Annotated in this window: 8 protein-coding genes and 1 pseudogene; 5 read left to right on the top strand and 4 right to left on the bottom strand. The window is 73.6% G+C overall.

The features are described from left to right. Positions 1-193: pseudogene (locus AB0M52_RS19435) on the bottom strand (VapC toxin family PIN domain ribonuclease); the annotation flags it as partial. After that, positions 190-468 (bottom strand): type II toxin-antitoxin system prevent-host-death family antitoxin, encoded by a 279-nt coding sequence (locus tag AB0M52_RS19430; RefSeq protein WP_363955328.1) that lies wholly within the window; start codon positions 466-468, stop codon positions 190-192. The gene AB0M52_RS19430 and the pseudogene AB0M52_RS19435, both read right to left, overlap by 4 nt. 398 nt (positions 469-866) lie before the next feature. On the opposite strand from AB0M52_RS19430, the gene AB0M52_RS19425 reads away from it, so the two are divergent. Next, positions 867-1,151 carry a type II toxin-antitoxin system Phd/YefM family antitoxin gene (locus tag AB0M52_RS19425; protein ID WP_332904308.1) on the top strand — a complete coding sequence of 95 codons (285 nt, stop codon included), beginning with the start codon at positions 867-869 and terminating at the stop codon, positions 1,149-1,151. Next, the gene (locus AB0M52_RS19420) at positions 1,151-1,462 is read left to right on the top strand and encodes a type II toxin-antitoxin system RelE/ParE family toxin (RefSeq protein WP_363955325.1); all 312 of its coding nucleotides are present in this window, start codon (positions 1,151-1,153) and stop codon (positions 1,460-1,462) included. Before AB0M52_RS19425 ends, AB0M52_RS19420 begins: the two co-directional genes overlap by 1 nt. A gap of 20 nt (positions 1,463-1,482) precedes the next feature. On the opposite strand, the gene AB0M52_RS19415 is transcribed toward AB0M52_RS19420, so the two are convergent. Next, positions 1,483-1,719 carry a hypothetical protein gene (locus AB0M52_RS19415; protein WP_363955322.1) on the bottom strand — a complete coding sequence of 79 codons (237 nt, stop codon included), beginning with the start codon at positions 1,717-1,719 and terminating at the stop codon, positions 1,483-1,485. Continuing rightward, a complete protein-coding gene (locus AB0M52_RS19410; protein ID WP_363955320.1) occupies positions 1,683-4,514 on the bottom strand; it encodes a condensation domain-containing protein in 2,832 nt (943 codons plus the stop codon). The genes AB0M52_RS19415 and AB0M52_RS19410 overlap by 37 nt, the downstream gene beginning before the upstream one ends. Before the next feature lie 137 nt (positions 4,515-4,651). Between AB0M52_RS19410 and AB0M52_RS19405 the strand changes: the two genes are divergently transcribed. From AB0M52_RS19405 to AB0M52_RS19395, 3 genes are all read left to right on the top strand, one after another. Continuing rightward, positions 4,652-10,195: an amino acid adenylation domain-containing protein gene (locus tag AB0M52_RS19405; protein ID WP_363955318.1), complete on the top strand. Its 5,544-nt coding sequence runs from the start codon at positions 4,652-4,654 to the stop codon at positions 10,193-10,195. A 1-nt stretch (position 10,196) separates the two neighbouring features. Further along, on the top strand, positions 10,197-11,759 hold the full coding sequence (locus tag AB0M52_RS19400) for a class I adenylate-forming enzyme family protein (RefSeq protein ID WP_363955316.1): 1,563 nt from the start codon (positions 10,197-10,199) through the stop codon (positions 11,757-11,759). A 14-nt stretch (positions 11,760-11,773) separates the two neighbouring features. Further along, on the top strand, positions 11,774-13,788 hold a 2,015-nt coding region (locus AB0M52_RS19395; RefSeq protein ID WP_363955314.1), incomplete at its 3' end, for an AMP-binding protein.

The following is a 13,788-nucleotide window of genomic DNA, read 5'->3' as shown; positions in this document are numbered from 1 at the left end:
GCAAGGCCGAGGAGGCGGCGCGCAAGAAGGCTTGCGGGGCTGATCGGCGCAGCGCTCTGGGCACTTCCACCTCGACGAGGGCAGAGGAAACCAGCGGCACGTCGTCGTGGGTGTTGAGCCAGGAGACAAGGTCAGCGCTGCATGCTTCCTGCCGCACCAGCTTCACGACGGCGGCGGAATCGAGGTAGATCACCAGCGTTCCTCGTCTCGCATTGCGGCGAGCGTGGCGGCCACGTCGACATCCTCGTCACCGAGCTTTGGTGGAAGCGGGACAGGACCGCCGCCGGTCGGGGCGACGGCGCGCCCGGCGGCTACCAGCTTGGCCAGCATTGTCCTGTCGTCATTCACTGGAACAAGTCGGGCAATCGGGTGTCCGCGATCGGTGATCTCGACGGTCTCGCCGCCGCGCACCCGAGCCAACACCTGGCTCGTGTTCTGGTTCAGCTCCCGTACACCGATGCGTTCCATGGACAGATTGTAGAACTAAATGTTCTACCTTTCCAGTTGCTCACGTGACCAGGGCTGTTGCCGCGCCACGGCCAGAATCGGCGGTGCCGGGCGGGCCAGAATCATGGACACGACCCAAGGTCCGTGAGCCGGCAGGTTCAGTGGTAGCAGGGTGCCGGTGATCGTGGTGGCGCGGTTCGCATGGTGGTACCTCCGGTCTACCTCAGGCGGATACCCAAACGGAGGGGCCAGCCGCAGGCCGCGGCCGATATCTCGTCGTGCTCGTATCGCGGATCGACTCCGCGACCCGGGACGTCTCGGCGAATGTTCCGTTCCGCAGCGTCGCTGCACAGGGCTCGCCGCCTTCGGCCGGTCGACGGACGTGGCCATAATTCTGACCAGTCGCTAGAATGGTCGCCATGGAGACCATTCCGATCACGGAAGCCAAGGCCCGGATCGCCGAGCTTGCCGACCGGGTTGCTCGGGAGCACGACCACTTCACGATCACCCGCAACGGCCGTGCCGACGTGATGCTGATCTCGGTCGCCGAGTACGAGTCGATGCGGGAGACGCTCGACCTGCTCTCCGACGACGAGGCCCTCGCGGATCTGCGCCAGTCGCGGGAGGATTTCGCGGCTGGCGACACGTTCTCGATGGACGAGGTTCGCGCCGAGTTGGAACGGCGTCGCGGTAGGGCGGCCTGATGCCTCCGCAAGGCGGGCGGCGGGACGACACGGGCGAGGCGACCAGCCCCTACACGGTGATGTTCTCCCGGCAGGCCCGCCGCAACCTGCACGAGGACCTGCCGCTGGAGGTCGCGGTCGCGGCGACGGAGACCATCCAGCACGCAATCGCGGTCAACCCTTATCGGGCTGGCAAACCACTCGACGAACCCTTCGACGGCTTCCACTCCGCCCGCCGCGGCACATACCGGATCATCTACCGGATCCACGAGGCCAAACGCGTCGTGGAGATCCACTCGATCCGCCACCGGCGCGACGCCTACCGCTTCTAGGGCCACGTCTGGAGTCCGCTTCATTGGGCTGGCCTGCCCATTCGCGGCGGTAGCGGGCCACCGGTAATGGTCACCGACTGGTTCGCATCGTGGTACCTCCGGCCCAGTTCGCGCACCGAGGTGCTGACGGCGCCCTTGCTCAGCCCGAGGGCCTTGCCGAGCGAGTCGAGCGAGGCCGGCGCGGAGTGCAGCAACAGGTGGCCGTAGATCCGGCCGGTGGTCAGCCGGTCGGGTCCGGTCCCGGGGCCGGCGACCACGGCCAGGGCACGTCGCGTACGGCCGCCTCGACCAGCAACGCCTCGATGCCGTGCAGGAACGGCTCGACCCGCTCCGCCGGGAAGTACCGGGTGTCGGCGGTGACGACCAGCTCGACCGCGCCGGGGGCGTCGCGGACCTGGAGGCGGCAGCGCCACGGGAACTGCTCCAGCTCCGTCAACCAGCGGAAGGAGCTGCGGGCTGCCATCGTCCGAAGGGCGGCTTCGTCCGGGCCGGCCGGATCGGGGTCGGTGTCCGGCGACAGCCGGGCGTCGTTGAGGTAGCAGTACCCGGCCAGGAAGGTCTTGTGGTCGTGGCCCAGTTCGGTGAAGGTGCGTTCCCACACGGCCGGGTCGTAGTAGGCGTGCCGGTAGGCGTTCAGCGCCGCCCGCCGGGCCCGGGACAGCAGGTCGGCGAAGCCGGGCCGGTCGGCCAGGTCGAGCCGGCAGAGTCCGATCTGGTTGAGGGTGCCGACCGCGTCGTCGTGCCCGGGCTGGAAGCGGTTGTTCGCCATGACGACGATCCCGCAGGCGTCCTGCCCGCGGTCCGCGGTCAATCCGGCGGCGGTCGCCGCCAGCAGCACGTTGGAGGTGCTGACCCGGTGCCGCGCCGCGATCACCTGCGCCGCGTGGTGGACCGCCGCGGAGACCAGCGAGCCGCGCCGGTAGCGGGCGGCTGGAGGGGGACCGACCGGTTCGGACAGGCTCGGTGCGAGGCCCGTGAGCTGCCGGACCCAGTACGCCACCGCCCGGTCCGAGCGTCGCAGTTCGACACCGCGCTCCCGTTCGGCGAGGTCCAGCGACTGGAGGCCGGGCGGCGTGTCCAGCGATCCGCGCAGCAGCAGCGCCCGCAGGTCGCGCAGCACGGTCTCGGTGGCGTGGAAGTCGACGGTGGAGTGGCTGAACACCACCACGACCTGGCGTACCCGGTCGTCCACCGTGACCAGCGCGACCCGCAGCGGCCACTCGGCGACGTGCGCGAAGCGCGGCTCGCGCAGCCGCGCGGTCAGGGCCGCCGCGGCGGCCCGGCCGTCGGGGTCGTCGGACGGCCGGGGCACCGGGTGGACTCCGACGGGTAGCTGCCCCGCCGCCGCCACCTCCTGGTGGAGTTCCTGGTCCCGGCGGCGGAACCGGGTGCGCAGCGACGCGTGCCGGGCGACCAGCGCGCCGACCGCCCGCAGTGCCTGCGGCACGGCCACGTCGGCCCGCGCCGGGACGGCCAGGGTTCGGGGGAGGCTCAGCACGCGGTACGCGGCCGGTGACTCGAACTCCTCGACGGTCCGCCACATCGCCCGCTGCCCCCAGGTGAGCGGTGCGCTCGCCGCCCGCCCGCCCTGGAACGGCGCGTACGCCACCTGGTCGTCGCCGGTCGCGACCGGTCCGGCGGTGGGCGTGGGTGCGGCACCGGCGGGCGACCAGGGCCACGGCACCTCGTCGAAGGCCGCCTTGACCAGCAACTCCTCCAGCCCGCGCAGGAAGGGCTCGATGGTGTCCATCGCGAGGTGGCGGGTGTCGGCGGTGAGCGTGATGCCGATCCCGGCCGGCTCGTCGACGACGTGGGTCAGCAGGTGCCAGGACGCCTGATGCAGCCCGGCGGTCCAGGAGAAGGTGCTGCGGGCCATGGCCGCCCGCAGCTCGCTTCGGCTGGCCTCGGGCACCGGGTCGATGCCGCCGACGGGCAGCCGGACGTCGTTGAAGTAGCGGTACGGCTGAAATGCCGTGTCGAATTCGATGCCCTGTTCCTCGAACGCGTGCCGCAGCGCGGGTGGGGCGTAGTACGCGTGCCGCAGGCCGTTCAGGGATGCCGCCCAGACGCGGGACAACAGCTCGGCGAAATCGGGACGTCCGGTCAGGTCCACGACGCAGAAGCCGATCTGGCCGAGGTTGGCGATCGCATTCGCGTGTTCCGCGCGGAACCGGTTGTGCGCCATCGGGAACAGGCCGGACAGGGTGCCCTCGGAGCCGCGGGCGGCCAGCGCCTGGAAGCCGGCCAGCAGTACCGCGGAGACGCTGACCCGGTGCCGGGCGGCGATCAGCCGGGCGGCGGTGTCGACGGCGGAGGAGACCAGGACACCCCGGCGCAGCGGAGGATCGAGCCCCGGCCCGGCCGGGGTCAGCGGCGAGTGGGGGAGTCGCTGGAACTCCCGCAGCCAGTGCGCCACGGCCCGCTCCGAGCGGCGCCGGTCGGCCCCGTGTTGCAGCCGGGCCACGTCGGTCGATTGCAGGCCGGGCGGGGTGGGCAGGTCGCCGCGCAGCAGAAGCAGCCGCAGGTCCCGCAGCACCACCTCGGCGGCGTGCGCGTCCACCGTGGTGTGGCTGAACACCACCACGACCTGCCGTACCCGGTCGTCCACCGTGACCAGCGCGACCCGCAGCGGCCACTCGGCGGTGTGGTCGAACGCCACGTCGCCGAGCCGGCCGGCGGCCTCGCGGGCGGCCTGGGCGCCGTCGCCCGTGCCGACGCAGAGCAGCAGCGGCAGTGCCCCGGTCGCCGCCGTCTCCTGGTGCGGCTCGCCGTCGGCCGTCGAGAGGCGGGTGCGGAGCGCGGCGTGCCGGCTGACCAGCGCGCCCACCGCGCGGGTCGCCCCGGCCAGGTCCGCCCCCGCCCGGGCGGACACCGGCACGGTACGGCGCAGGTTGAGGAAGCGGTGGTTCGAGCCGAACCTGGTGATCGACCGCCAGAACACCTGTTGGGCCCAGGTCAGTGGTGCCGTGCCGGCTCCGGTGCCGGAGAACTCGGTGTGGACCAGATTCTCGGAAGCCCATTCGGCAGGGATCACCACGTCGGTAAAGCGCATTCCTGACCGTACGACGGTCCGTTCCGGCACCGGATCGATCGATCGAGTGTTACACAGTGGACCATTCAGCCGATCCAACGTGTTGGATGCGACGTGCAGACTACTGGCTCCTGTCCGTCATTGGAGTGAGGCGTTGCGTGACCAACATTGACGTGTCGGCGCGGAGCGTCACCATCTCGCCGAGTGGGAGCCAACCCGCGGGAGATCCCCGGCTGTCGTTCGGCCAGGAACGGATCTGGTTCACCGAACAACTCACCCCCGGCACCGCCGCGTACGTGGTCTATGCGACCGTACGGCTGCACGGGCCGTTGGACGTCGACCTGCTGCGCGTCGCCGTCGACGCCACCGCCGCCCGGCACGACAGCCTGCGCATGCGGTTCACCGAGAACACCGACGGCGAACCCGTCGTGCAGGTGCTGCCCGAGGTGCGGGTGCCGGTCACCGTCACCGCCGCGCCGTCCGAGGCCGACGCCCGCGAACTGGTCGCCGCCTCCGTACGCACCCCGTTCGACCTCGACGCCGCGCCCCTGCTGCGGGTGCTCGTCGTCCGGCTCGGCGCCCAGGAGCACCTGGTGCACCTCGCGATGCACCACATCGTCAGCGACGGCTGGTCGCTGGACCTGCTGCTCGGCGAGATCGCCGCCAGCTACGGCGCGCTGCGCGACGGCGGCACCCCGCCCCCGGCACCGGCGACCAGCTACGTCGACTATGCCGCCTGGCAGCGGCACCGACTCGACGGGCCGGCGACCGGGGACGGGTTCGGCTACTGGACCGAGGCGTTGGCCGGCGTGCCCCCGCTGGAGCTGCCCACCGACCGGCCCCGCCCGGCCGTGCAGTCGTACGCCGGTGACACCCACCGCTTCGCCATCGACGCCGACCTCACCGACGGGCTACGCCGGCTGAGCCGCGCCCACCGGGCCACCCTCTACATGACCCTGCTCACCGGGTTGCAGGCCGTGCTGTTCCGTTACAGCGGCCAGCGGGACTTCGCCATCGGCTCCCCGGTCGCCGGGCGGGTGGTGCCCGAGTTGGAGAACCTCGTCGGCCTGTTCGTCAACACCCTCGCCCTGCGCGCCGACGTCTCCCCGGTTTCCGCGAGCGCCGACGCCCCAGCCGCCGAGCCCAGCTTCGCGGCCCTGCTGCGGCGTACCCGCGGCACCGTGGTGCGCGCCCTGGCCCACCAGGAGATCCCGTTCGAACGCCTGGTCGCCGAGCTCAACGTCGCCCGCGATGTCAGCCGCGCCCCGGTGTTCCAGGTGCTGTTCACCCTGCAGAACTACGCCCAGGGCGGTGGCCGGTGGCCCGACGGCCTGCGTGCCGAGGGCGTCGGCACCGACGCCGCCACCGCCCGTTTCGACCTGTCGTTGTACGTCGGCGAGACCGCCGACGGGCTGCGCGGCATGTTCGTCTACAACACCGACCTGTTCGACGCCGCCACCGTACGCCGGTTGGCCGCGAGCTTCGAGACGCTGCTGCGTGCCGCCGTCGACCGGCCGGACCTGCCCGTCGCCGACCTGGACCTGCTCGCTCCCGCCGAGCGGGACCGGGTGCTGGCCCTGGGCCGGCCTGACCACGACCTCGCCACCGGGGTCACCGTACCGGCGAGCACCCTGGCCGACCTCGTCGGCCCGCACGTCGCCGCCACCCCCGACGCGCCGGCCGTGCTCTGCGGTCCGGACGCGATCAGCTACCGGGAACTGGACCGGCGGGCCAACCGGCTCGCCCACTGGCTGCGCACCCGTGGGGTCGGCCCGGACCGGCTGGTCGGGGTCCTGCTGGAGCAGTCGGTCGAGCTGGCCGCGACGCTGCTCGGGGTGCTCCGGGCCGGTGGCGCGTACCTGCCGTTGGACCCGGAGCAGCCGGCCGCCCGGCTGGGCCTGATGCTCACCGACGCCCGCCCCACCATCGTGCTGACCAGCTCCGACCTGCGTGACCGGCTGCCCGCCGAGACGACGGCGACCCGCCTGGACGAGATCGCCGCCGAGGTCGCGGCCCAGCCGGACACCCCGCCGGAGACCGGAGCGTCCGGCGACGACCTCGCCTACGTGATCTACACCTCCGGCTCCACCGGCACCCCGAAGGGGGTGGCCGTGGCGCATCGGCAGGTGCTGCGCTACCTCGACGGGGTGGCCGACCGGTTCGCGGTCGTCCCGGCCGCCCGGTACGGGCTGCTCCAGTCGATGTCGTTCGACTTCAGCGTCACCGTCTTCTACCTGGCGCTGGCCACCGGCGGCGCGGTGCACCTGCTGCCCCGCCGGTGCACCGGCGCCGAACTCGCCGAGCGGCTGCGCACCGAGCGCATCGACTATCTGAAGATCACTCCGTCGCATCTGATCGCGCTGACCGCCGACACCGAGCCGGGCGACCTGCTACCCGCCCGCGCGCTGATCCTCGGTGGCGAGGCGTCCGATCTGGACCGCGTCGGCCTGCTCGCGGCTGCCGGTCCGGCCCGGGTGTTCAACCACTACGGCCCCACCGAGGCCACCGTCGGCGTCGCCACGTACGAGGTGACCGGGCCGGGTGCCGGCCCGGTGCCGATCGGCCGGCCCCTGCCGCACGCCCGGGTGTACGTGCTCGACGAGCGGATGCGCCCGGTGCCGGTCGGCGTGCCCGGCGAGCTGTACCTCGGCGGCGACCGGCTCGCCCGCGGCTACCTGAACCGGCCCGACCTGACCGCCGAGCGGTTCGTGCGCGACCCGTACGGCCCGCCCGGCGCCCGCCTCTACCGCACCGGCGACCTGGGCCGTTGGCGTGCGGACGGGCAGCTCGTCTTCCTCGGCCGCCGCGATCATCAGGTGAAGATCCGCGGCTACCGGGTCGAGCTGGGCGAGATCGAGGCCGCGCTGCGGGACTGCCCCGGGGTGCGGCAGGCGGCGGTGCTGCTGCGCGACGACCGGCTGGTGGCGTACCTGGAGCCGGACCCCGACGTGGTCGCGCCGGAGCCGGCGGAGCTGCGCCGCCGGCTGGCCGACCGGCTGCCCGAGCACATGGTGCCCAGCCGCTGGGTGCGCCTGGACCGGCTGCCGTTGCAGGAGCACGGCAAGGTGGACCGGCGGGCGCTGCCCGAGCCGACCGACGACGGGCCGACCGGTGAGCGGGCGGTGCCGGTCGGGCCGGTGGAGACCCTGGTCGCCGGGATCTGGCAGGCCGTGCTCGGGTTGGCCGAGGTCGGCGCCACCGACGACTTCTTCGACCTGGGCGGGCACTCCCTGCTGGCCACCCAGGTGGTGGCCCGACTGCGCCGGGAACTACCCGCCGTGGTCGGTGGCACCGCGCCGGCGATCAGCGTGATGGACCTGTTCCGGCACCGCACCGTACGCGAGCTGGCCGGCCTCGTCGCCGGGGCCGACACCGGCAGCGGTGGGCTGTTGCACGAACTCACCCCGCCGGTGCCCGCCGCCGACCGGCTCGCCACCCTGGTCTGCGTCCCGTACGGCGGTGGCAGCGCGGTGGTGTACCAACCGCTGGCCGACGCCCTGCCCGCCGGGTACCGGCTGCTGTCGGTGGCCGTACCCGGGCACGACATCGGCCTCGCGGACGACCCGGCACCGATCGAGGAGGTGGCCGCCGACGTCGTCGCGGAGATCCAGGACCGGGTGACCGGGCCGTTGATCCTCTATGGACACTGTGGCCCCGGTGGGGCCCTCGCTGTGGAGGTGGCCCGCCGGCTGGAGGCCGCCGGCCGGGACCTGGTCGCGGTGTACCTCGGCGCGGTCTTCCCGTTCGGTCGGCCCGCCGGCGGCCTGCTCGGGCCGCTGCTGCGGCTGCGGCTGGCCGAACGGCTGCGCAGCGACCGGATCTACCGCACCTGGCTGCAGGCGCAGGGCACCTCCATCGGATCGCTCGCCCCCGACGAGGCGCGGTTCCTGATCCGCGCGATGCGGCACGACGCCGAGGTGTCCGAGGAGTACTTCACCGAACTGATGCGGCAGCGGGTCAGCCCGTTGCGCGCGCCGATTATCTCCGTGGTCGGCGAGCGCGACCGCAGCACCGACTTCCACGAGGAGCGGTACCGGGAGTGGCACTTCCTCAGCGACCGCACCGCGCTCGCGGTGATCGACGAGGGCGGGCACTACTTCCTGAAGTACCGGGCCGGTGAGCTGGCCGAGATCGTCACCGGCGTGCACCGGCGACTCGACGCGCCGCCGTCTGCCGACGCGCTGCCGGTCGCCTCGGCCGATCCGGACGCCGCGCCGCCCGCCTGGCAGCTCGCCGGCGTCTCGCACCGGGGACCCGACGGCCCGTCGGGCGCCAAGACGGCGGCGGCGACCGCGCCGCCGCCGAGCCTGCGCCGCTTCGGACTGGTCGCGGCCGGTCAGATCGTCTCCGGCATGGGCACCGCGCTGACCACCTTCGCCATCCCACTGTGGATCTACATGCAGACCGGGTCGCTCGCCCGGTTCGCGCTCTTCGCCGTGCTCGCCCTGATGCCCGGCCTGCTCATCTCGCCGCTGGCCGGGGCGCTGGTCGACCGGTTCAGCCGGCGGCGTGTCCTGCTGACCGCCAGCGCCGCCGCCGGAGCCGCCAACGCGGTGATGGCCGGGCTGGTGCTGGCCGACCTGGCCGAGGTGTGGCACTTCTACCCGTTCACCGGCTGGCTGTCGGTGGCGCTGGCCTTCCAGCGCCTCGCGTTCGTCTCGGCGGTGCCGCAGCTGGTGCCCAAACGCTTCCTCGGCCACGCCAACGGCCTCGCCCAGACCGCCGTCGGCCTCACCCAGTTCACCGTGCCGCTGATCGCCGTTGCGCTGCTGCAGGCCGTCGGGCTGCGCGGCATCCTGCTCATCGTCGTGGCGTCGTACCTGTTCGCGATCGCCGTGCTGGCGGTCGTCCGGTTCCCCCGTACGCTGGCCCTGCAACGCCGCGAGAGCATCGGCGCGGAGATCATCGCCGGTCTGCGTTACTCGCTGCGCCGCCGGGAGTTCCGCGCCATGCTGGCGTTCTTCGCGGCGCTGAACTTCTTCCTCTTCCCGGTGCTGTTCCTGCTCTCCCCGCTGGTGCTCGGCTTCGCCGACCTGAACGAGGTGGCGCAGGTCGCGCTGACCGGCGGGGTCGGCGCGGCCACCGGCGGCCTGGTGATGCTGGTCTGGGGCGGCCCGCGCCGACGCCGGATGCGGGCGGTGCTGCTGGGCACCCTCGGCATCGCGGTGGCCGCCGTGCTGACCGGGCTGCGACCGAACCTGCTGCTCATCGGCGCGGGCGCGTTCGGCATGTACCTGGCGCTCGGCATCGTCAACGGCGTCTACAACACGATCATCCAGACCAAGGTGCCGCCCCGCGTCCACGGCCGGGTCTTCGCGCTCAACCAGATGGTCGCGCAGTCCACCATGCCGTTGGGCTGGGGCCTCGTCGCCCCGTTCGCCGCCCGGTTGGCCGAGCCGATGCTGCTCGCCGACGGCGTGCTGGCCAGCACGATCGGCGCGGTGATCGGCGTCGGTCCGGGGCGGGGCCACGGGCTGCTGTACGTGCTGTTCGGCGTGTGCATCGCGCTCACCGCGCTGGTGTCGCTGGCCACCCCCGTGCTCGCCCGGTTCGACGACGAGGTGCCCGACGCGCCGCCGGACGACCTGGTCGGCATCGAGGAGCGCCAGGCCAGGGCCGCCGGCACCGAGGAAGGTCGGCACGTCGGCGGCGGCGAGGAAGGTCGGGCGCTGGCGGGGGCGACCGGGGGAAGGGTGGGCTGAGGTGACCGCAGCGATCACCGGTGGGGGAGCACGGCCGCCCCGGACCGTGCCCGAGTTGCTCGACTGGCGTACCGCCCTGCACCCGGACCGGGTGGCCGTCGAGGTGCACGGCGTGGCGGCGCTGACCTTCGCCGAATGGTCCGCCGGCGCGATCGCCGTCGCCGCGGCGCTGCGGCGCCGGGGCCTGCGCCACGGCGACCGCGTCGGACTGCTGTTCGGCGCCCGGGACTGGACCCGGTTCGCCGTGGCGTACTGCGGGGTGTTGCGGGCGGGCGGCGTCGCCGTGCCGCTGTCCGACCGGCTCGCCGCCGGGCAACTCGCGCACGCGCTGACCCACTGCGCGGCCAGCGCCGTCGTGTACGGCGAGGACACCCCCGCCCCGCCGGTCCCGCCCGGCCTGCCGGTCTGGACCTGCGGCGACCTGCTCACCGACCCCGACCCCGACGCCGACGCCGACGCCGACACTGACCGGGCCGGCGCGAGTGCCGACGGCAGCCATGCCCAGTCCGCCGCCCGGCCCGGCGACCTCGCGCAGATCCTCTACACCTCGGGCACGACGGGCCGCCCCAAGGGGGTGGCGGCCAGCCACGCCAACCTCACCGCCGGCGCGCCGAACCACCCCCGCCGGCTGGCCCTGGCCCATTCGGAGCGGTTCCTGCACGCGTTCGCCATCGGCACCAACGCCGGGCAGACCATGCTGCTCAACGCGCTCACCGCGAAGGCCGCGGCGCTCACCCTGCCCCGGTTCACCCCGGTCCGGTTCGCCCGGCTGATCGAGGCCGCCGGTACGGTGAGCGTCTTCGTCGTCCCGTCGATCGCCGTCGAGCTGCTCGACTCCGCAGCGTTGCGCGGCCGGGACACCGGCGGCGTACAGCTGATCGGTTCCACCGCCGCCCCACTGCCCCCGGCGGTCGCGGCCCGGCTGGCCGAGGCGTTCCCGCAGGCCACCATCGTCAACTACTACACCTCCACCGAGGCGGCCCCGGCTCAGACCACCATGATCTACGACCCGTCCCGCCGGGACGCGGTCGGTCGGCCGGTCGGCGGTCAGCTGATGGTCGCCGACGCGGACGGCAACCCGCTGCCCGCCGGGACGACCGGCGACGTGTGGCTGCGTGCCCCCTTCCCCCGCGCCTACTACCGTGACGAGGCCGCCAACCGGATCACCTTCCGGGACGGGTGGGTACGCATGGGCGACGTCGGCCGGGTCGACGCCGACGGCTACCTGTATCTCACCGACCGGCACCAGGACGTCATCAAGACCGGTGCGTTCAAGGTCTCCACCCTTGAGGTCGAGGCGGCGCTGCACGAACACCCGCTGGTCGCCCAGGCCGCCGTCGTCGGCGTCCCGCATCCGGTGCTCGGCTCGGCCGTGGCCGCCGCCGTCGTACCCCGGCCGTCGGCCGGCGCGGACGGTCTGTCCCTGCCGGTACTGCGCGGCTTCCTCGCCGACCGGCTGGCCGACTACCAGCTGCCCGCCCGGCTCCTGCTGCTGGACCAGCTGCCCCGCAACGAGGGCGGCAAGGTGCTCAAGCGGCAGCTCACCGACCTGTTCGAGAACTGACCACCAGCACGACCATGGGAGAGCATGTGGGCACCGCCGAGGCGACCTCCGCACAACACGCCGTCTGGTTCACCGAGCAGGCCGGCGTGGCCGGCACGGCGTACCACATGGCGTTGGGCGTACGGTTCGCCGCCGAACTCGATCGTCGGGCCCTCGTCGCGGCGTGTGCCGCGCTGGCCGAACAGCACCCGGTGCTGTGCGCCAGGATCGCCGGCGACGACGACGGCACCCCCCGCCTGGCGCCGGCGGACACCCGCCCGGCGGTCACCTTCGGCGAGCTGACCGAAGCCCGCATCGCCGAGGAGATCGCCCGCCCGCACGACCTGCGGAACGGACCGTTGGCCCGGTTCACCCTGCTGACCGGAGCAGACGGCACGCACCTGCTCCTCGTCACCGCCCACCACCTGGCCTTCGACGGTACGTCCAAGGATGTGCTGGCCCGGGATCTGGCCGCCGCGTACGCCGCCGCCCACACCGGGCGTCCGGCCGTGGCCGCGCCCCGCGCCGACGGGTACGCGGGCCTGGCCGCCGCCGAACAGCAACGCGTCGCCGCCGACCTGCCCGCCGCCCGCGCCCACTGGGCCCGGCACTGGTCCGGCCCGGGTGACATCGTCCTGCCCGGCCTGCGTCGGCTGCCCACCGGCGCGGAGCCCGGCGCCGCGGTGACCGTCGAGCTGCCCGCCGAGCTGGTCGACGGCGTGGGCCGGGCCGCCCGGTCACTCGGGGTGACCCGCTTCGAGCTGCTGTTCGCCGTGCTGCACGCCCTGCTCGCGCGGTACGGCAACCAGGGCACCCCCGTCGGGCTGGCCCTGTCCACCCGTACCCCGGAGCAGGCCGACCGGGTCGGGCTGTTCGTCAACGAGCTGCCGGTCGCCGCCGACCCGGCCGAGGGAACCTTCCGCGACCATGCCCACGCGGTCCGGGCCCGGTTGCGCGAGGTGTACCGGTACCGGGCCGTGCCGCTGGCCCACGCCGTGTCCGGCCTGCGGCCCGCGCCGGCGTTGACCCCGGTCAGCATCGGCTACCGGCGGCGTGGCGACGAACCGGTCTTCCCCGGGGTGGCCAGCGAGGTCGAGTGGACCCTGTTCTGCGGTGCCGCCCGCAACGCCCTGCACGTACAGATCGTGGACGCGCCCACCGGCATCACGGTCAGCCTCCAGCACAGCCCCGCCGCCATCGACACCGCCGCCGTACGCCGGATCGGCGGGCATCTGCGCACCATGCTCGCCGCCGTGGTCGCCGATCCCGACCGGCCGGTGGCCGAGCTGCCGGTGCTTCCCGCCGACGAACTCGACCAGGTCACCGGCGGCTGGAACGACACCGCCCGGGCGTACCCCGCCGGGGTGACCGTGCCCGCCCTGTTCGCCGCCCGGGTCGCCGCGGACCCGGCCGCGGCGGCCGTGGTCGACGGCGACCGGACGCTGAGCTACGCCCAGCTCGACGTCGCCACCGCTCGGCTCGCCGCGCTGCTGCGGCAGCGCGACGTCGGCCCGGGCACGCTCGTCGCCGTCGCCCTGGACCGGTCCTGGCAGGCGGTGGTGGCCATGCTGGCGGTGTGGCGCTGCGGGGCCGGCTACCTGCCGATCGACCCCGGCCACCCGCCGGCCCGCCAGGAAGCGGTCCTCGCCGATGCCGGCCCGGCGCTGGTCGTGACGGCGACCGCTGCCGATTCGCCCTGGCCCACGCTCGCCCTCGATCGGGTCGACCTGCTCGACGGCCCGGCGCCGGTAGAGCCCGCCGCCGCGCCGCCGTCCTCCGCCGACCTCGCGTACGTGCTCTACACCTCCGGCTCCACCGGCCGGCCCAAGGGCGTGGCGGTGCGCCACGGGGCGTTGGCCAACCTGCTGCTCGGCGTGCGGGACCTGCTGGACAGCGGCCCGCAGCACCGGTGGCTGCACCTCACCTCGCTGTCGTTCGACATCTCCACCGTGGAGGTCTTCCTGCCGTTGGTCACCGGGGGCCGGGTGGTCGTCGCCTCGGCCGTCAGCGCGCTGGACGGCGCGGATCGGCCAGCTCCATCGCGGTCAGC

It is taken from the genome of Micromonospora sp. NPDC051296 (assembly GCF_040682255.1).
Lineage (GTDB): Bacteria > Actinomycetota > Actinomycetes > Mycobacteriales > Micromonosporaceae > Micromonospora > Micromonospora craterilacus.
Note: the sequence above shows the minus strand (reverse complement) of the source record. Positions and strands in the feature narration are given on the sequence as shown.